The sequence below is a fragment of the Achromobacter sp. HNDS-1 genome (assembly GCF_040084795.1).
Taxonomy (GTDB): domain Bacteria; phylum Pseudomonadota; class Gammaproteobacteria; order Burkholderiales; family Burkholderiaceae_B; genus Achromobacter; species Achromobacter ruhlandii.
The window spans coordinates 3,830,485-3,849,028 of sequence record NZ_CP157584.1; the positions used below are offsets into that span (position 1 = coordinate 3,830,485).

At 69.6% G+C, this 18,544-nt stretch carries 19 protein-coding genes; 9 read left to right on the forward strand and 10 right to left on the reverse strand.

Going from position 1 to position 18,544, the window contains the following annotated elements; all coding sequences use genetic code 11:
* The first annotated feature begins 15 nt into the window (after nt 1–15).
* A complete protein-coding gene (locus tag ABFG95_RS17730; protein WP_348994819.1) occupies nt 16–822 on the forward strand; it encodes an SDR family oxidoreductase in 807 nt (268 codons plus the stop codon).
* Between the two features lie 114 nt (nt 823–936).
* On the opposite strand, the gene ABFG95_RS17735 is transcribed toward ABFG95_RS17730, so the two are convergent.
* Nucleotides 937–2,652, reverse strand: coding sequence for a FapA family protein (locus tag ABFG95_RS17735; RefSeq protein ID WP_175147131.1), 1,716 nt, complete (start codon nt 2,650–2,652; stop codon nt 937–939).
* Nucleotides 2,653–2,960: 308 nt separating this feature from the next.
* Between ABFG95_RS17735 and ABFG95_RS17740 the strand changes: the two genes are divergently transcribed.
* Entirely contained in the window at nt 2,961–3,704 is a 744-nt protein-coding gene (locus ABFG95_RS17740) for a lytic transglycosylase domain-containing protein (protein ID WP_348994820.1), read from the forward strand.
* A gap of 87 nt (nt 3,705–3,791) precedes the next feature.
* Here ABFG95_RS17740 and hemL read toward each other — a convergent pair whose 3' ends face one another.
* From hemL to ABFG95_RS17755, 3 genes are read right to left on the reverse strand one after another with little or no spacing between them, the layout of a single operon-like run.
* Nucleotides 3,792–5,069, reverse strand: a complete 1,278-nt coding sequence (gene hemL / locus ABFG95_RS17745; RefSeq protein ID WP_049071076.1) for a glutamate-1-semialdehyde 2,1-aminomutase — start codon at nt 5,067–5,069, stop codon at nt 3,792–3,794.
* A gap of 5 nt (nt 5,070–5,074) precedes the next feature.
* The gene (gene thiE, locus ABFG95_RS17750; RefSeq protein WP_054419377.1) at nt 5,075–5,740 is read right to left on the reverse strand and encodes a thiamine phosphate synthase; all 666 of its coding nucleotides are present in this window, start codon (nt 5,738–5,740) and stop codon (nt 5,075–5,077) included.
* Complete coding sequence (locus ABFG95_RS17755; protein WP_100509616.1) at nt 5,737–6,546, reverse strand: bifunctional hydroxymethylpyrimidine kinase/phosphomethylpyrimidine kinase; 810 nt, start codon at nt 6,544–6,546, stop codon at nt 5,737–5,739. The genes thiE and ABFG95_RS17755 overlap by 4 nt, the downstream gene beginning before the upstream one ends.
* Nucleotides 6,547–6,701: 155 nt before the next feature.
* On the opposite strand from ABFG95_RS17755, the gene ABFG95_RS17760 reads away from it, so the two are divergent.
* The 6 genes from ABFG95_RS17760 (at nt 6,702) to ABFG95_RS17785 (ending at nt 11,029) form a co-directional block, all read left to right on the forward strand.
* Entirely contained in the window at nt 6,702–6,866 is a 165-nt protein-coding gene (locus ABFG95_RS17760) for a rubredoxin (RefSeq protein ID WP_003814980.1), read from the forward strand.
* Between the two features lie 128 nt (nt 6,867–6,994).
* Entirely contained in the window at nt 6,995–7,582 is a 588-nt protein-coding gene (locus ABFG95_RS17765; RefSeq protein WP_049071082.1) for a YqgE/AlgH family protein, read from the forward strand.
* Nucleotides 7,575–7,976 carry a Holliday junction resolvase RuvX gene (gene ruvX, locus ABFG95_RS17770; RefSeq protein WP_049071083.1) on the forward strand — a complete coding sequence of 134 codons (402 nt, stop codon included), beginning with the start codon at nt 7,575–7,577 and terminating at the stop codon, nt 7,974–7,976. The genes ABFG95_RS17765 and ruvX overlap by 8 nt, the downstream gene beginning before the upstream one ends.
* Nucleotides 7,977–7,995: 19 nt before the next feature.
* Entirely contained in the window at nt 7,996–8,991 is a 996-nt protein-coding gene (locus ABFG95_RS17775) for an aspartate carbamoyltransferase (protein ID WP_059269246.1), read from the forward strand.
* On the forward strand, nt 8,988–10,292 hold the full coding sequence (locus ABFG95_RS17780) for a dihydroorotase (protein ID WP_238910263.1): 1,305 nt from the start codon (nt 8,988–8,990) through the stop codon (nt 10,290–10,292). Before ABFG95_RS17775 ends, ABFG95_RS17780 begins: the two co-directional genes overlap by 4 nt.
* Nucleotides 10,289–11,029: a 1-acyl-sn-glycerol-3-phosphate acyltransferase gene (locus ABFG95_RS17785; RefSeq protein ID WP_049071087.1), complete on the forward strand. Its 741-nt coding sequence runs from the start codon at nt 10,289–10,291 to the stop codon at nt 11,027–11,029. The genes ABFG95_RS17780 and ABFG95_RS17785 overlap by 4 nt, the downstream gene beginning before the upstream one ends.
* A gap of 900 nt (nt 11,030–11,929) precedes the next feature.
* Here ABFG95_RS17785 and ABFG95_RS17790 read toward each other — a convergent pair.
* The 6 genes from ABFG95_RS17790 to ABFG95_RS17815 all read right to left on the reverse strand — a co-directional run bounded on the left by ABFG95_RS17790 (nt 11,930) and on the right by ABFG95_RS17815 (nt 16,882).
* Nucleotides 11,930–12,655 (reverse strand): amino acid ABC transporter ATP-binding protein, encoded by a 726-nt coding sequence (locus tag ABFG95_RS17790; protein WP_063582958.1) that lies wholly within the window; start codon nt 12,653–12,655, stop codon nt 11,930–11,932.
* Complete coding sequence (locus ABFG95_RS17795) at nt 12,652–13,368, reverse strand: amino acid ABC transporter permease (RefSeq protein ID WP_049071090.1); 717 nt, start codon at nt 13,366–13,368, stop codon at nt 12,652–12,654. The genes ABFG95_RS17790 and ABFG95_RS17795 overlap by 4 nt, the downstream gene beginning before the upstream one ends.
* Nucleotides 13,369–13,370: 2 nt before the next feature.
* Nucleotides 13,371–14,072: an amino acid ABC transporter permease gene (locus ABFG95_RS17800; protein ID WP_059269249.1), complete on the reverse strand. Its 702-nt coding sequence runs from the start codon at nt 14,070–14,072 to the stop codon at nt 13,371–13,373.
* A 25-nt stretch (nt 14,073–14,097) separates the two neighbouring features.
* Complete coding sequence (locus ABFG95_RS17805; protein ID WP_336731830.1) at nt 14,098–14,925, reverse strand: ABC transporter substrate-binding protein; 828 nt, start codon at nt 14,923–14,925, stop codon at nt 14,098–14,100.
* Between the two features lie 68 nt (nt 14,926–14,993).
* Entirely contained in the window at nt 14,994–16,211 is a 1,218-nt protein-coding gene (locus tag ABFG95_RS17810) for an aminotransferase class I/II-fold pyridoxal phosphate-dependent enzyme (protein WP_238910302.1), read from the reverse strand.
* Nucleotides 16,208–16,882: an RraA family protein gene (locus ABFG95_RS17815; RefSeq protein ID WP_049071097.1), complete on the reverse strand. Its 675-nt coding sequence runs from the start codon at nt 16,880–16,882 to the stop codon at nt 16,208–16,210. The genes ABFG95_RS17810 and ABFG95_RS17815 overlap by 4 nt, the downstream gene beginning before the upstream one ends.
* Nucleotides 16,883–17,048: 166 nt before the next feature.
* Here ABFG95_RS17815 and ABFG95_RS17820 point away from each other — a divergent pair, with 166 nt between their 5' ends.
* Nucleotides 17,049–17,945, forward strand: coding sequence for a LysR family transcriptional regulator (locus tag ABFG95_RS17820; RefSeq protein WP_049071098.1), 897 nt, complete (start codon nt 17,049–17,051; stop codon nt 17,943–17,945).
* The last annotated feature ends 599 nt before the right edge of the window (nt 17,946–18,544 follow it).

The window sequence follows — 18,544 nt, forward strand, 5'->3', positions numbered from 1 at the left end:
TCGAAAGGACTCATCATGGATTTTTCCGGCTTTCCCGGCCTGGCCGGCAAGACGGCCATCGTCACCGGCAGCACCCAGGGGCTGGGCGCGGACATCGCGCGCGGGCTGGCGGCGGCCGGGGCCAACGTGGTGCTGGTGGGGCGCAACGCCGCGGCCGGCCTGGCGCTGGCGGGCGAGATGGGCGACCGCGCGCTGTTCCACGAGACCGATATCGGCCAGGACGACCAGATCCGGCAATGCCTGGATGCCGCGCGGGCGCGCTTCGGCCGGGTCGATATCCTGGTGAATAACGCCTGCCAGTACAACGATCGCGGCCTGGCCTCCAGCCGCGAGGAATGGCACGCCACGCTCGACACCAACCTGGTGTCGGCCGCCATCTTCACGCAGATGGCGGCGCCGCTGCTGCCGCGCGGTGGCGTGGTGATCAACCTGGGCAGCACCGGCGGCAAGTTCGGCGCCGCCGGACGCGCGCTGTATCCGGCGTCCAAGGCCGCCTTGCTGCAGATCACCAAGAACTTCGCGGTGGAATTGGCGCCGGCCGGCATTCGCGTGCTGGCGGTGTCGCCGGCCTGGACCTGGTCGCCGTCGGTCGAACAATTGGCGGGCGGCTCGCGCGAAGCCGCCGACGCGGTGGGCGCGCACTTTCATCCGCTGGGCCGGGTCGGCTCGGGCGAGGAGATCGCGGCGGCGGTGTGTTTCGCCTGCTCCGACGCGGCTTCGTGGATGACGGGCGTGGATATCCCGGTGGACGGCGGTTTCTCGATCCTGGGTCCGGACCGCGGCATTTCGCCGCGCGCGTGGTTCAAGCAACTGGCGCCCTGAGGCGGACTGCCGGCCACGGCGGCGGCGGGGCCGCGTGGCGCGGGCCAGGGCGGCATCGCGCCTCCCCCCTGGCGCGGACCGGGCGGCGGGCCATCCCGGTCCCCGGGGCGCGCGTCAGCGGATGACGATCTCGCCTTCTTCCAGGGCCGCCTTGCCGCCGACCTGGTCTTCCAGGAATTCCTGCACCCGGTTGCCCACCTGGATCTTGGTGCCGCCGCAAAAGCGCCGCGCGGCGATGATGGTGGCGGTATGCAGCGGCTGCAGGTCGCGGATCAGCTGGGCCTCTTCCTCGTCCAGCTCGATCAGGTCGCGGCCCAGTTTGGTGTGGGTGTTGCGGGCGCGTTCGACCACGTCGCCGGCCGCGCGCCCCGGATTGGCGTGCAGGAACAGCAGCAGTTGCTCCAGCTTGGCCTTTTCCTCGTTCATCTTCAGGCGCTTGCGCGTCAGGGCCGAACGCTTGATGTCGGCATGCGGGTCCAGGCCGGCCTGCACCAGCGTGGGCACGCCGGCGGGCGAGCCGATGGTGCCGGCGCGCACCGATTGCAGGGCGCGGGTCTGGCCGCCGGTGATGGCGGTCTGCTGGGTGTTGGGTGCGCCCACATTGACGCTGCCGCCGGCGGCGATGCTGCTCTGGCGGATCTCGCGTTCCACTTCGACGTTCTGCCCGGCGCTGATGATGGCGTTGGTGATGAAGCGGGCCCGCACTTCGCCGCCACAGACGATATGGGCGGTGCGCGCGGCGGCGTTGGCGGCGCCGCCGCCGGCGTCCGGCACGGCCTCGGCCATGCCGATGATGCCGCCCTTGACCGTGACGTTGCCGCCGGCCTCGACCAGCGCGGCTTCCATGGTGCCGTTGACGACCACGTCGCCGGTCACGCGCACTTCCATGGTGGCGCTGATGTCGCCGCGCACCTGCAGCGAACCCTGGAAATTGATGTTGCCGGTGGACAGGTCGACGGCGTCGACCTCGACCACCGGATTGACCTGCGCGCCCTGGTGGATCAGCTTGGGCGAGCCGGCGATGGCGGCGCGCAGCAGGTTCGGGTCTTCCGGATCGATCTCGACGCCGGACATCTCGGCGTTGAACGGCGTGTCCGGCAGCTCCTCGGGCAGCACCGGCTGGCCCAGCACGTTGCAGCCGTCGATGCCGGGCAGCGGCGGGATGCGGCGCATCAGCGGCATGCCCGGCGTTACCAGCAGCAGGCTGCCCAGGTCGCGGTAATCGATCTGGGCCAGCTCATCGATCTCCTGGGCGCGCGGCTTCAGGCGGTCCAGCAGGCTCTCGAAGCGGGTCGGGGTGCCGCGCGTGGGCGGCGTGCCCTGCGCGATCAGCACGGTCTGCGCGCCGCCGCGCTCGACGGCCTCGGCCAGTTCCTTTTCCAGCACGCCATGGACGATGCCCTGGTCGGCGATGGCCTGGCGCAGCACGGCCAGGGTCACCGGCCTGCCGCCCTTGGGCGGGTGCAGCGTGACCAGGGCCGACATGCAGGTGGCGTCCACTTCCAGGTCGAACGAGCCGTCGACCAGCTTGCCCACCGGCACCTGGACGGGCTCGGTGGCCTGACGGCACAGGTCGATGAAGGCGATGACGGCATGGTTGTCCAGCGCTTCGGTTGCCCAGCCCTGGGCGGTGGCCAGGGCGGCCAGGGAATCCCAGGTGGGCAGGGGGGGCGCCGGGGGCGTGGCGGAAGCGGCGTCCGCCTCTTCTTCCCCGGCCGGCACGTCCGGGGCCGAGGCGGCGCTCTCCACGGCGGGTGGCGGCGTGTATAGCGCCGTCAGGACGTTGGTATTGGCATCCAGCACCAGCTGGAGCGTGTTGTCTGCGCCCATCTCCGCCTCCCGCCCGGCAGTCTCCGCCGGGTTCCATTCATTTAGTAATTAAACGAAATATTGCGACATATGTTAACCCATGAACCAGGGGCTACTGCGCAGTAGGAGGGGGTGGTCAACCATAAAAAGATGTAGGTCCGGCCCTTATTTCAGACCGATGGCCACGGGGACCGCGCGGGGGCCGGGCGCGCGTGCGGACGGTAACGGCGACGTGCCCTAGTCCATCGGCAGGAGCGACAAAGCGCGCGCGCCGGCTCAGCATAGGCGTTCGATCCCGCGTCCGCGGACGCCGCCGGAGCCTCGATGCTATGTCCCGACCTCTTTCCCTCCCGCCGGCCGTGCCGCGCCGCCGCCACGCGCGCGTGGCCGGCCTGGTGATCGCGGCCCTGGTTGCCGGGGCCGCGGCGCTGGCGCCGGTCGGCGGCGCCGGCGCCACCGAGATCTACCGTTACAAGGATCCGTTCGGCGTCTGGCGCGCCATGAAGGTGCCCAATGGCTACGCCAAGTATTACAAGCGCGCCCAGGCCCGCGTCGCGCTGCGCGGCGCCCGCATCAAGGTCTGCCTGGACTGTGAGCCGCGCGCCGGTGACGGCGCCAGCCTGCTGACCCTGGGCGACCGGGCCGCGCGCTGGGGGCCCGCGCCACCGTCCACGGCGCATGACGAACTGATCGCGCAGGCGGCCAGGGATTCGGGGGTGGACCGGGCGCTGCTGACGGCGGTGATCGCGGTGGAGTCGGGATTCCGCAGCGACGCGCGCTCGCCCAAGGGGGCGCTGGGCCTGATGCAGCTGATGCCGGCGACGGCGGCGACCCTGCTGGTGTCGGATGACATCGAGCGGGCGCTGGTGGACCCGGCCACCAACGTGAAGGCCGGATCGAGCCTGCTGCGCCGCCTGATCGACCAGTATCCCAACCGCCTGGACCTGGCGCTGGCCGCCTACAACGCGGGCGAGGGCGCGGTGCGCAAGTACGACGCGGTGCCGCCCTATGCCGAGACCCAGCAGTACGTGCGCAACGTCACGGCGCTATACCAGCAATACAAGACCCCCTAGGGGCGGATGCCACAACGCCCTGGCAGCCGCTGTCGGGCCGCCAGGGCGTTGTGGGGCGAGCGCGCGCCGGCAGCCTCGCGCCGGCGCTCAGATCGCCGCGAAGACCTTCTCGGCGATATCCAGCGTGGACTGGATCACCGCGTCGTCGTGGGTGGCCGAGACGAAGCCGGCCTCGAACGCCGACGGTGCGAAATGCACGCCGTGGTCCAGCATGGCGTGGAAGAAGCGGTTGAAGCGCGCCGTGTCGCAGGCCGAGACCTCGGCGAACGTGGCCGGCACCTTGTCGCTGAAATAGATGCCGAACATGCCGCCGACCGAGTCTGCCGAGAACGCCAGGCCGGCGGCGCGGGCGCGTTCCTGCAGGCCCTGGGCCAGCTTGGCGGTCTGCGCCGCCAGCTTGTCGTAGAAACCGGGGGCGGCGATCAGGCGAAGCGTGGCCAGGCCGGCGGCCACGGCCACCGGGTTGCCCGACAGCGTGCCCGCCTGGTAGACACCGCCCAGCGGCGCGATGTGCTTCATGATCTCGGCGCTGCCGCCGAAGGCGCCCACCGGCATGCCGCCGCCGATCACCTTGGCCAGCGTGGTCAGGTCGGGCTTGACGCCCGACAGACCCTGCACGCCCTGCGGGCCGACGCGGAAGCCGGTCATGACCTCGTCGAAGATCAGCAGCGCACCGTGCTGCGTGCAGACCTCGCGCAGCCCTTCCAGGAAGCCGGCAGCCGGCTTGATCAGGTTCATGTTGCCGGCGATCGGCTCGACGATGATGCAGGCGATGTCGGCGCCGTGCTGGGCGAAGGCCTCGCGCACCGCGTCCAGGTTGTTGTATTCCAGGGTCAGCGTGTGCGAGACGAATTCGGGCGGCACGCCGGCCGAGCTGGGGTTGCCGAAGGTCAGGAGGCCCGAGCCGGCCTTGACCAGCAGGCTGTCGGAATGGCCGTGGTAGCAGCCTTCGAACTTGACGATCTTGTTGCGGCCGGTGGCGCCGCGCGCCAGGCGGATGGCCGTCATGGTGGCTTCGGTGCCGGAGCTGACCAGGCGCACCTGTTCCAGCGACGGCAGGCGCGCGATCAGCACTTCGGCCAGTTCGATCTCGGCCTCGGTGGGAGCGCCGAACGACAGGCCGTTGACGGCCGCCTCCTGCACCGCGCGCACCACCTCGGGATGCGAGTGGCCCAGGATGGCCGGGCCCCACGAACCGACGTAGTCGATGTACTGCTTGTCTTCCGCATCCCACACGTACGGCCCCTGCGCGCGCTTGATGAAGCGCGGCGTGCCGCCCACGGAGCGGAAGGCGCGCACGGGCGAGTTGACGCCGCCGGGGATGCTGCGGCTGGCGCGTTCGAAAAGCTGGGCGTTACGGGACATGGCGGTCAGGGCTTCAGGTTGCGGTTGATGGAGTAGGGCGCGGCGCAGGCCGCGGCGGCGGCGCGGATGGCGGGCGCCTCGAACAGGCCGGTGATGACGGCGACCGAATCGGCGCCGGCGGCGGCCACCGACGCCACGTTCCCGGGCGTGATGCCGCCGATGGCGACCACGGCGGGGCGCGGCGCGTCGCGTTGCTCGACCAGGGCGCGAGCCTCGGTCAGCACCGACAGCGGCGCGCGCACGGTGTCCGGCTTGACGCGCGAGGGGAACATGGCGCCGAAGGCGATGTAGTCGGCGCCGGCGTCCAGCAGCTCGCGGGCGCGGCCCAGGTCGTCGTAGCTGGAGCCGCCCAGGATCAGGTCGGGGCCGGCTTCGGCGCGGATGCGGGCCAGGCTGTCGTCGTCGCGGCCGACGTGGGCGCCGTCGGCGCCGACCTCCAGCGCCAGGCGCCAGTCGTCATTGATGAGGAACACCACGCCCAGCTCGCGGCACAGCGGCGCCAGGGCGCGCGCCTGCTCGGCGCGCACCGCGTCGGGCACGTCCTTGCGGCGCAGCTGCAGCGCGCGCATGCCGCCCTCGGCGGCCTGGCGCACCGCGCGCAACAGCCGCTCGGTGTCGTCCCATTCAGGGGTGACGCCGTACAGGCCGGCGGGAAAACGCAGGGCTTTCATTGCGGTTGGATCCGGTTGGGAATGCGCCGGCCCATGCCCGGCAGGAAGCTGGCGGCGACCGCCGCGTCGGCGTGGGCCAGGCCCTGGCGCACGGCCTCGGGCATCTCCAGGCCGCGCGCCAGCAGGGCGGTGATGGCGGTGGCGGCCAGCCCGCCGGCGTCGCCGTTGCGATCCGGGGGCGCCTGCCACGGCAGGGTGGTGGTCTGGCCGTTGGGGCCGAGCAGCACGTTGGCGTGGTGGCCGGGCCGCTGCGGGCTGCCCAGCACCAGCACCCATTCGGCGCCGGCGGCCACCAGGGCGTGCATCGGCGATGGTGCGTCCCCGATATCGATGTCGCCATCGGCATGCCATTGCGCCAGCCGCAGGTGCTCGACGATCAGCAGGTCGGTCTGCGGCAGCACCAGCTCGAGGATCGCGGCCAGCAGGTCGTCGGCATCGTCCTCGTCGGCGGCGTCGGCCGGCACCTGGGCGCGCTGGCCCAGGTGCAGCACCAGCGGCACCTGGCTGTAATCGGCGGCTACCTGGGCGGCTACGCTTGCCGTTTCGGCGGTGTATAGTCCGCCCACCTTGATCGCCTGCACCGACATGTCTTCGAGCAGGCAGCGGGCCTGGTCGTCGAGCAGGTCGGGCGACACAGGATGGATTTCTTCGATGCCGGCGGTATCCTGCACGGTCAGCGCCGTGACGGCCGCCAAGCCATGGCAGCCCAGGCGGGCGCAGGTGACGGCGTCCGCGGGCAAGCCGTCGGCGCCCGACGGATCGAGCGGGCCGAAGACCAAAACGAGAGGGGGAGTAACGGGGGCCACGTGGACAGCGCTAGAGTAAGGGTGCCCGGACTCATTTGCGGAGAATCAGGGGAACCCCTATTGGGTTTCGGTAAGATTGTCCCCATTCTAATGGAAGCCTCCCGCCTTTGCCCCGCAGCGGGGACGACGGCAGGGAATTGATGTAAGAGAGAACTATGCGTACTTGGATGTGTCTGATTTGTGGCTGGGTCTACGACGAAGAGGCCGGCCTGCCCGACGAAGGCATCGCGCCCGGCACCCGCTGGGAAGACGTGCCGCCGAACTGGGTCTGTCCTGAATGCGGCGCCCGCAAAGAGGACTTCGAACTGATGGAAATCTGAATCCGCAGCGCCGACGTATTCCGCCAAGGCTTGCAACGAGGGGAGACCATGCCTGCCCCGCGCTCCCGACGGGCCACGCCAGCGTGGCGGGCCCCCGGTTCTATCAGACTACCCACAGAGGGGTTGCCATGACGGAAAAACACCACGAAGACGCCTCCACGCAGGCCGCCAACTTCGCCAACCAGTTCCTCATCGCCATGCCGGGCATGGTCGAAGGCAGCCTGGCTGGCTCGGTCATCTACATCTGCGAGCACACCGAACGCGGCGCATTGGGACTGGTCATCAACCGCCCCACCGACCTGACGCTCGGCACCCTGTTCGAACGCATCGACCTGGCGCTCGAGATCGGCCCGGTCAAGGACACGCTGGTGTTCTTCGGCGGTCCGGTTCAGACCGACCGCGGTTTCGTGCTGCACGCGCCCGCTGGCGACTACAGCTCCAGCATCAAGCTGGGCGACATGGCCTTGACCACCTCGCGCGACGTGCTCCAGGCCGTGGCCGACGGCAACGGCCCCGCCCGCATGCTGGTTACGCTGGGCTACGCTGGCTGGGGCGCCGGCCAGCTCGAAAGCGAGATGGGCCAGAACGCCTGGCTGTCGGTCGGCGCCGATGCCCACATCATCTTCGACGTGCCGCCCGAGGACCGCTACCCCGCCGCGCTCAAGCTGCTGGGCATCGATCCCGTGATGCTGGCCGGCGACGCGGGCCATGCCTGAAGAAACCCTGCTGGCCTTCGACTTCGGCGAAAAGAAAATCGGCGTGGCCATCGGCAATACGCTGACGCGCCACGCGCGGCCGCTCGAAATCATCTTCAGCGAAGTGCGCGACGTGCGCTTCGCGCGCATCGAGGCGCTGCTGCGCGAATGGCAGCCGCACCGCGTCGTGGTCGGCCTGGCGCTCGACAGCGACGGCGGCGAACAGCCCGCCACCGCGCGCTGCCGCCGCTTCGCCAACCAACTGCACGGCCGCTTCGGCGTCGCGGTGGAGCTGGTCGACGAGCGCGGCTCCAGCATGGAGGCGCAACGCCTGCTCGGCACGCACGCGGCCGACGACGCCATGGCCGCCGCCGTCATCCTGCAACGCTACCTGGACAAGCCGCCGGCGGCTTGACGCCGACGCCGGCCCGCTCATGCTCAACCCGCAACTCGACCGCCGTGGCGAACTGATTCATCTGCTGACCACGGAAGGCTTGCCGCGCCGCCATGTCGAGCGCCTGCTCGACGCGGCGGCCGGTTTTGCCGCTGGCCAGGCGCCCGCCGTGGCCGCTACCGGCCTGCCCGTGTTTCTGGGCCTGCCCGCCGGCGACACCGATCTGCGGCAGGGGTTCGAGGCCGCGGCCGCGCGCCTGGGCCTGCGGCCCGTGGCGCTGGCGGATGGCACGGGCCCGGGCGCCGACGCCGGCGTGGATCGCGGTCATGGCGTGGGCGCCGGCGACCCGCCCGCGGCGGAAAGTGCCGCGGCGCTGTCTCCAGCCGCCGTTGCCGCCGGCCTGCCCGCCGGCATCCTGGCATTGCGGCACCCGGCCAGCGGCGCCGCCGTCTGCGCCGCCGCCGCCGCCGCGCCCGGCTTGCGCATCCTCAACGCCGGCGACGGCGCGCACGCCGATCCGCTGCCGGCGCTGGCGCGCGTGCAGGCGATGCTGCGAGCCGGACGCGACCTGACCAACCTGGCCGTGGCGCTGGTGGGTGACATCCGCCACAGCGCCGTGGCGCGCAGCCTGATCCATGTAATGACCACCCTGGGCGTGCCGGAAGTGCGCGCCGCCGCGCCGCGCCCCTTGTTGCCCGACGGCCTGCCGCAACTGGGCGTGCGCGCCTGCGCCACGCTGCATGAATGCCTGGCCGGCGCCGATGTCGTGATCGTGCTGCCCCTGCGGGCCGAACGCATGAGCGGCGCGCTGCTGCCGTCGGCGCGTGAGTATGCCGCCGGCCATGGCCTGACGACGGCGCGGCTGGCCGTGGCCCGTCCCGGCGCCCTGTTGCTGCCCGCCGCCCCGCTGACGCCGGGTATCGAGGTCGATGGCGACATCGCCGCCGGTCTGGTCGATGCCGAGGCCGGACTGGCGCGGTTCGAACGTGATTTGCGCGTCGCCGCCCTGAGTGTCCTGGCGGGAGGCGCCGCATGAGACTGCATATCGCCCACGGCCGGCTGATCGACCCGGCGCACGGCCGCGACGGCCGCCACGACCTGTTCATTGCCGACGGCCGCGTGGTGGCGATCGATCAGGCGCCCGACGGCTTCCAGGCCGACCGACGTATCGAGGCCGCCGGCCTGGCCGTGCTGCCGGGCCTGGTGGACCTGTCGGCGCGCGTGCTGCGCCCGGACGCCGGCGCGCCGACGCAGGCGCGCCTGTCCGCCGCCGAGCTGCGCGCCGCCCTGGCCGGCGGCGTGACCACGCTGGCCGTGCCGCCGGACGCCGACACGCCGCTGGACGAACCGGCCAAGGTCGAGGCGCTGTTGCGCGAGGCCCCGCCCGGCCAGGGCCGGGTGTTGCCGATCGGCGCCCTGACGGTGGGCCTGCGCGGCGCAACCTTGGCCGAAATGGCCCTGCTGGCGCAGGCGGGCTGCCTGGCGTTCTCGCCGGGCGAATCCGGCATCGTCGACACCCGGGTGCTGTGGGGCGCCATGCGCTACGCCGCCGGGCAGGGCCTGGCGCTGTGGCTGCGGCCGCAGGATCCGTGGCTGGGGCAGGGCGCGGTGGTCGCCGCTGGCGCCTACGCCGACCGCCTCGGCCTGGAGGGCCTGCCGCCGCAGGCCGAAGTGCTGGCCCTGCAAACAATTTTCGAACTGCAACGCGCCACCGGCGTGCGCGTGCACCTGTCGCGCCTGTCCACCGCCAGCGGCCTGGAATTGCTGCGGGCCGCGCGCCGCGAAGGCCTGCCGGTCAGCGCGGACGTCTCTGCCAATAGCCTGCACCTGACCGACGTCGACATCGGGTATTTCAATACCGCGTTCCATCTGCGTCCGCCGCTGCGCGGCCAGCGTGACCGCGATGCGATCCAGGCGGCGCTGCGCGAGGGGCTGGTGGATGCGCTGTGTTCGGATCACGCGCTGGTGGACGACGCAGGCAAGTCCGTTCCGTTCCCGCATTCGCAGCCTGGCGCCACGGGCCTGGAGCTGCTGTTGTCGCTGGCGCTGAAATGGGCCCGCGACAGCCGCCTGCCGCTGCCGCAGGCGCTGGCGCGGGTGACGTCGGGGCCGGCCACGGTGCTGCGTGGCCTGTCGCCGACGCTGTCCGGCCTGGGTGAGCTGGGGGTGGGCGCGCCCGCGGATCTGTGCCTGGTGGACCTGGAGGCGGAATGGCTGGTGGCGCCGGGCGTGCTGCAAAGCCACAGCCGTCATACGCCGTTCGCGGGTATGATGCTGCCCGGTCGAGTCCGCGCCACCCTGGTGGGTGGCCGCCCGGCCTGGGAGACCCCTGTTTGAAGCTGCTGCGCTTTGTCCTTCGCCTGATGCTGGTGGTGCCGTTGATCGTCTTCGGCCTGCTGTGCGTGGGGCTGGTGTATCCGCTGCTGCGCCCGAAGTCGCGGGCCTGGCTCAATCGAACCTGGTCACGCTGCCTGATGGCGGCCTGTGGCCTGCGGGTCGTCTTCAAGGGCGAGCCGCGCATGAGCGGGCCGGTGCTGCTGGTGGCGAACCACGTGTCCTGGATCGACATCTTCGTGCTGAATTCGGCGCGCGCCACGTCGTTCGTGGCCAAGAGCGAGATCCGCAGCTGGCCGGTGATCGGCTGGCTGGTGGCGGGGGCGGGCACGCTGTTCATCGAACGCGGCCAACGGCACGCGGTGCATGCGATGGGCGAGTCGATGCTGGCGCGCTTCAAGCAGGGCGATGCGGTGGGCCTGTTTCCGGAGGGCACGACCAGCGATGGTTTCGAGCTGCGCCCTTTCCACGCCAGCCTGTTCGAGCCGGCGCGCGCGGCGGCTGTGGAAATCCAGCCGGTGGCCTTGCGTTTCCTGCAGCACGGCAAACGCAGCGGTTTCGCGGCGTTCGTGGGCGAGGAAACGCTGGTGGCGAACCTGTGGCGGGTGATGGGGACGACGGGGCTGTCGGTGGAGGTGGTGTTCTTGCCGGTATTGGCGACGAAACATGCGGATGGGACGTTGCCGACGCGGTTGGAATTGTCGCATCAGGCTCGGGATGCGATTCAGGCGGTGCTTTGAGGTGCTGCTGCTGCTGCTGACAGCTTGAACGGTTGCTTCTGGCTGGTTTTTTGCTTCGTTGGGCGGCTTCGTAGGTCGCCCCTCGGTCGGGCGGACCCGATGGCGGGCGCCCGCGATTGCGGTCCGGAGCGTTCGCTCCGGACGTCCCCTGCCTCATCCTCGTCCTCGCCTTCGGCGACTCCTTCGGATTCCGTCGGGCGCATCGAGGTTGCCCGCCATCGGGTCCGCCCGCCCGAGGGGCTACGTGCGTCTGGGCTTGTCGCGTTGCTAGAGCCGGGGGCGGGGAAGGGAATTTGCGGGGCTGCCCATCGCGGCCGCGCGGGCGGCCACGATGGGCGTCTGTGCATTTGAAAGTGGGGCGGGTGCGCTGCGCGCGGGTGGCGAGCGGTTTTCTGGTGGTTCCGCTCCGAAGGAGAGGGGGGTAATGGCGGCGCGGTGGGGGCTGGCTTGCGCGTGACGAGCGCGTGCGCCGCCCACAACAGTCGTGGTGCCGGCAACCGCGCAATCGCACCGGATAGCGCCCTTTTCCTGGTGCCGATAGCCGTGCAATCGCGTCGGATGGGGGCCTTTCCACCCGCGAGGGGAGTGTCAGTATTTTTGTGCTTAAGGCATTAAAAGCCTGATCGTCGTTTAGATCAGGTCTGTTGATGCTATCGCAGCGAGAGGGGTCAGTGAGGCGCCCTGCAGGAAGCGTCATCATTCCGACGCAAGACACCACGTAAGCCGCAAAAGGCCGCCCGCGCGGCCGGCTTGCGGCGGGCCCCGCAAGACCTTCCCCTCTCACAGTGACGGTCACCAGCATGCCAAGCACACCGCCCGCCCCAGCGACCGTCATTACGTCTCATCGCGACCCCGTCACGCGCGCCTTAAGAACCTACCCTCAAGCGCAAAACACCCAATTCACCCCCGGATCTCGGCCAGGAACTTCCGTGCCCGCTCCGTCTCCGGCCGACCAAAAAACGCCTCCGGCCCGGCCACCTCCACAATCCGCCCAGCATCCATGAACCACACGGTATCGGCCACCTCCCGCGCGAACCCCATCTCGTGCGTCACGCACACCATGGTCATGCCGTCGCGCGCCAGGCCCTTCATCACCTGCAGCACCTCGCCCACCATCTCGGGGTCCAGGGCGCTGGTCGGCTCGTCGAACAGCATCACCGGCGGATTCATCGCCAGCGCCCGCGCGATTGCCACTCGCTGCTGCTGACCGCCGGACAACTGCGCCGGATACGCGTCGGCCTTGTGCGCCAGGCCGACGCGTTCCAGCAACTGCATGGCGCGTTCGCGCGCCTCGGGGCGGCGGGCGCGCTTGAGTTGCAGCGGCGCCAGCATCAGGTTCTCCAGCACCGACAGGTGCGGAAACAGGTTGAACTGCTGGAACACGAAACCGATGTGGCTGCGCAGCGTGTCCAGATGGACCTTGGCGCCATAGATGTCCTGGCCGTCGACCTCGATCACGCCCTTCTGGATCGGCTCCAGCCGGTTCACCGTGCGGATCAGGGTCGACTTGCCGGAGCCCGACGGTCCGCACACCACGACCACCTCGCCGCGCCGCACCTGCGCGGTCACGTCGGTCAGCGCCTGATAGTCGCCGTACCACTTCTGCACTTCGGAAAAACGGATCATGTCGGTATCGCCTTGGGAACGGGGGCCCGGCCGGCGCGGCGGCTGCCGATGCGTCTCTCGGTCAGGTGCACCAGGGCGCTCAGGCCGAAATTCAGGATGAAATAGGTCAGCGCCAACAGCGCGAACACCTCGAACGGCTTGGTCAGCAGCACGCTGTTGATCTGGTTGGCGGCATAGGTCAGCTCCTGCACGCTGATCACGTAGGCCAGCGACGTTTCCTTCACGGTCGAAACGAACTGGCTCAGCATGCTCGGCAGCATGTTGTAGAGCGCTTGCGGCAGGATCACCCGGCGCATGGTCTGCAGGTACGACAGTCCCAAGGCGCGCCCGGCTTCCTGCTGGCCGGGCGGCAGCGCCTGGATGCCGGCGCGGATGATCTCGGCCAGGTAGGCGCTTTCGTAGCAGACCAGCGCCACCACCATCGTCGTGGTGCCCGCCACCGGCCGGCCGATGACGAGCGGCACGAAGAAGTAGGCCCAGAAGATGAACATCAGCAGCGGCAGGCCGCGCACCAGGTACACCACGGTCGAGGCCGGCCAGCGCAGCACGCGGAACGGGCTGATACGGCCCAGCGCCAGCAGGACGCCGCAGGGCAGGGCCAGCGCCAGGCTGATCGCGGCCAGGCCCAGCGTGGCGGCCAGTCCGCCGATCGGGCCGTGCGGATACTGGCCGATGAGCAGCAGCAGCCAGTTGTCTTTGAGTATGTCCCACATGATCAATGGCCTCCCAGGGGCCGGTAGCGCCGCTGCAGCAGCGCGCCGCCGCCCATGATCAGGAACGACAGCGCCAGGTAGATCGCCGTCACCACCGCATAGGCCTCGAAGGTGCGGAACGTGTAGTTCTCGATCTCGCGGCCGGCGGCGGTCAGTTCCGCCACGCCGATGGCCATGGCCAGGCTGGTGTTCTTGACCAGCAGCAGCGTCTGGTTCAGAAGCGGCGGGATGGCGATGCGGAAGGCCTGCGGCAGCACCACGCACCGCATGGTGCGCAGAAAGCCCAGGCCCAGCGCGCGCGCCGCCTCGACCTGCCCGGCCGGGATGCCGCGCACGGCGCTGCGCAGGTCTTCGCAGACGTAGGCCGACATCACCAGGCCGATGGCGATGCACGACAGGATGAACTCGCTGCCATGATTATTGAGCCAGTCGGTGGCCGCCTGCGGCAGCAGCGCCGGCACGCCGAAATACCAGAACAGGATGTGCACCAGCATGGGCACGTTGCGGTGGAAGGCCACGTACAGCGCGATCAGCGCATTGGCCACGGGCGAGCCGGTCAGGCGGATGACCGCCAGCAGGCTGCCCACCAGGAAGGCCAGCATCCAGGCCAGCCCGGCCAGCGCCAGGGTGGTGACGAACCCCCTGAGCAGCCAGGCCGGATACTCCCCCTGGAAGATGGCGGAGAAGTCGAAGACGTAATGCATCGCAGGCTCCGGCGCGCGTGGCGCGTCAACCCTTGATCGCTTCGATGCGGAAGTCGCGCTTCATGTTGAACGGGGTGCCGGCGCCGAACCACTTGTCGAAGATCTGCGCGGCCTTGCCAGACGCTTCCAGGCCGTCCAGCACCTGGTTGACCTGGCTAAGCATCGCCGTGTCCCCGCGCCGCACGCCCATGCCCCAGGGTTCCACGAACAGCGCGGGTTCGAGGATCTTGGCAGGCACCGCGCTGGTCGCGGCCTGTTGCTTGAGCTTGACCAGCATCAGCTCGGAGCCGACGAAGCCGCTGACCTTGCCTTGTTGCAACGCCAGGAAGGCGCCGCTGGGGTCCTTGAAGGTCACGGGTTCGACGTTGGGGATGAACTTGCGCGCGCCTTGCTCCGACGACGAGCCGCGCACCGCGCTGACGCGCTTGCCGGCCAGGTCGGCGGGCGCCTTCAGGTCCTTGTCCGATTCGCGCGCCAGCACTTTCTGCAGGCTGACGAAATGCTGGTGCGAATAGTCGATCTGCTGCGCCCGCTCGGGACTCCATCCCAGATTGGCCGCGACCACGTCGACGCGGCCGGCGATCAGTTCGGGGATGCGGGCCTCGACCGCGATCAGCTTGAGTTCCAGCGGCACGCCCAGGCTGTCGGCCACCGCCTGGCACATGTCGACCTCGTAGCCGACGATGGCGCGGGTCTTGGGGTCCTGGAAGCTGAACGGCTCGGCCGTGCCCATGGTGCCGCAGATGAACTTGCCGCGCGTCTTGATGTCCTGCAGCGTGTCGGCGTGGGCCGCGGGCGCCAGGGTGGCGGCCAGGCCGATGGCGGCCGCGCAGGTGATGATCCAGTGCTTCATGTCGATTCCCTTGAAATATAGGTATGGGTACTGCCAACGGCGGCGGCCCCGGCGCGGGGCCGCCAGATTCAAGCCAGCCGGCCGCAGGCTTCGGCGATGCGGCGGCAGCCTTCCTCGATGTGGTCCATCGAAGTCGCGAAACTCAAGCGCAGATAGGGCGACAGCCCGTAGGCGGCGCCGTCCAGCACCGCCACGCCGGCCTCGTCCAGCAGGTACATGACCACGTCCAGGTCGCTGCGCAAGGTCGCGCCTGCCGGCGTGCGCCGGCCCAGCAGGCCTTCCACATTGGGATAGACGTAGAACGCGCCCTGCGGCCGCGGGCAGCGGATGCCCGGCGCCGCGTCCAGCAGCGCCACGATGCGGTCGCGGCGCGCGTGAAACACGGCGGCGGCCTCGCCGACGCAGGCCTGGTCGGCGCTCAGCGCCACGCGCGCCGCCGCCTGGCTGATGGCGCTGACGCAACTGGTGCTTTGCGAGATCAGCGTGGCCATGGCCTTGATCAGCGCCTTGGGGCCGCCGGCGTAACCCAGGCGCCAGCCCGTCATGGCGTAGGCCTTGGAAACGCCGTTGACCGTCAGCGTGCGGCCCGCCAGTTCCGGCGCGGCGGCGGCCGGCGAGGCATGGCGCTCGTCGCCATAGGCCAGGTGTTCATAAATCTCGTCCGTCATCAGCCAGACGTGCGGATGGCGCGCCAGCACGTCGGCCAGCGCGCGCAGTTCCGCCGCGCTGTACATCGCGCCGGTCGGATTGGAGGGCGTGTTCAGCAACAGCCATCGGGTGCGCGGCGTGATGGCGCGCGCCAGCGCCTCGGGCGTGAGCTTGAAGCCGTCGGCCTCGGGGCAGGCCACCACCACCGGCGTGCCGTCATTGACCAGCACCATGTCGGGATACGAGACCCAGTACGGCGCGGGAATGATGACTTCGTCGCCGGCCTGCACGGTGGCGGCCAGCGCGGTGTAGAGCAGCTGCTTGGCGCCCACGCCGACGATCAGCTCATCGAGCGCGTAGTCCAGCCCGTTCTCGCGCTGGAACTTGGCGCGCGCCGCTTCCAGCAATGGCCGCCAGCCGGCCGACGCGGTGTAGCGGATGTCGCCGCTGTTGAGGGCGTCGATGCCGGCCTGCACGATGTGCGCCGGCGTCGCCAGGTCGGGCTCGCCGACGGTGAAGTCGATGATGTCGCGCCCTTGCGCCCGCAACTGGTCGACGCGGGTCTTGGCCGCCATGCTGGGCGAGGGCTTGATGGCGCGGGCGCGCGCCGCCAGCCGCAAGGTGTCGGCGCCGCTCATGCCAGCCCCTTGGCGGCAAAGGCCGCCTGCATCCAGCTCTGGGTGCGGGCGCCGCCATCGATCTCGGCCATGATGCGCGCTTCCTTGTCGGCATGCGCGCGCGCCGCCGCGATCAGCGCCGGCGCTTCCTCGACCGCGAAGCTCACCAGGCCGTCCTCGTCGCCCACGACGATGTCGCCGGGCTGGATCACCTGGCCGCCGATGGACACCGGCACGTTGACCTCGCCGGGGCCGTCCTTGTACGGGCCACGGTGAATGTGGCCGCGCGCATAGCAGGGAAACGCGTCGGCCTCGAACGCGCCCACGTCGCGGATGGCGCCGTCCACCACCACGCCGGCGCAGCCGTGCGCCTGCAGGTAGCGCTTCATGATCTCGCCCAGCACGGCGTTGGACAGGTCGCCGCCGGCATCCACCACCAGCACGTGGCCAGGCTGCACCTGCATCATGGCCTTGTAGATCATCAGGTTGTCGCCGGGACGGGTCTTGACGGTGAGCGCCGTGCCGACCAGTTTGCCGGCGCGGTTGTAGCGATGCAGCCCGGCGATGCCTTCGCGGCGCGCCAGATTGTCGCTGAGATGCGGCGTGACGATGCCGGCCAGCGCCTGCAGGATGGATTCCGGGGCAACGGGGGCGGCAGGCAATATGCGCGTGCCGGTGATGAGAGTGGCCATGGCGGTCTGTGTAGTCCTGAAACGAATGAGTCAGACTGCATGGTCGGCGCTTTCGGCGATCCGAAAAAGGGATTAAATTTCCACGAACTTGATCCCTTTTAGGAATATAAGGGTTAGCCCTTAACGGAAATTTCGGAATGAATCAGACCCTCCACCGGAGCGCTGTATGCTGACCTTCAAGCAGATCGAGGCGCTCTACTGGACCGTGCGCCTGGGCACGTTCTCGGCCTCGGCGCAGAAGCTGCACACCACCCAGTCGGCCATCACCAAGCGCATCCAGGAACTGGAGGCGGATTTCGACGTGGCCCTGTTCGACCGCTCCGGCCACCGCGCCGAACTGACCGCGCGCGGACACGAGGTCTTTGCGCTGGCCGAGGAAATGCTGGGCCACCGCGACCGGCTGCTGGTGCGCCTGAAGGGCCAGCACACGCTGACCGGCACGTTCCGTTTCGGCATCACCGAGATCACCGCGATGACCTGGCTGCCGGCCCTGATCCGCCTGTTGCGCGCGCACTATCCGCGCATCACGCTGGAGCCGCACATCGATCTGGGCGCGGACCTGCAGAAGCGGTTGCAGGCCGGGCAACTGGACATGGCGTTTCTGCATGGCGAATTCGCCGAGCCGGGCCTGCAGGTGGTGGCGCTGCAGCGGCTGGAGTTCGCCTGGATGGGCAGCCCCGACATGATCGACCCGAGCCGCGTCTATACCCCCGCCGACATCGCCGCCCTGCCGCTGCTGCGCCAGAGCCGGGAGTCAGGGCTGAACATGATCTACGACGGCTGGCTCAAGCCGCACACGCCGGCCAGCAACATGTTCACCATCAACAGCCTGATCGCCATGGCGGGCCTGACCGCGGCGGGTTTCGGAGTGAGTTGCCTGCCGCGGGATTATTTCGCGGAGATGGTTAGCGCCAGACAACTGGTGATCGCGCGGACCAGCACCGCGGCGCCGCAATCGGTGTATTGCGCGATGTACCGCAAGGGGGCTGATGATGCGTTTTGTGAGAGTGTTGCCGAGTTGGCGCGGAGTTGTTGTGATTTTTCTTCTAGCGGGCGGCATTGAGGGGAGGGGGTTTGTGGCGCGGGGGTGAGTTCTTGAGGCGCGCGTGTCGGGGTCGGTGGGGGATGGCGGGGCTACGATTGCGGTCCGGAGCGTTCGCTCCGGACTTCCCCTTCGTCATCCTCGTCCGCCTTCGGCTCCCTACGGATTCCCTCGGGCGCATCTACACGCCCCGCCATCCCCCACCGACCCCGCCACGCGCTCGCGATGAGACGTAATGACGGTCTCAGGGGCGGGCGGTGTGCTTGGCGTTCTGGCGCACAGCGGGGAGTAGGGAAAGGTCTTGCGGGGCCCGCCGCAAGCCGGCCGCGCGGGCGGCCTTTTGCGGCTTACGTGGTGTCTTGCGTCGGGATGATGACGCTCTCTTCAGGGCGTCACTGCCCCCTCTCGCTGCGATAGCACCAACGGACCTGATCTAAACGACGGTCAGGCTTTTAATGCCTTAAGCACAAAAATACTGACACTCCCCTCGCGGGTGGAAAGGCCCCCATCCGATGCTATTGCACGGCTATCGGCACCACGAAAAGGGCGCTATCCGGTGCGATTGCGTGGCTGCCGGCACCACGACTGTTGTTGGCGGCGCACGCGCTCTTCACGCGCAA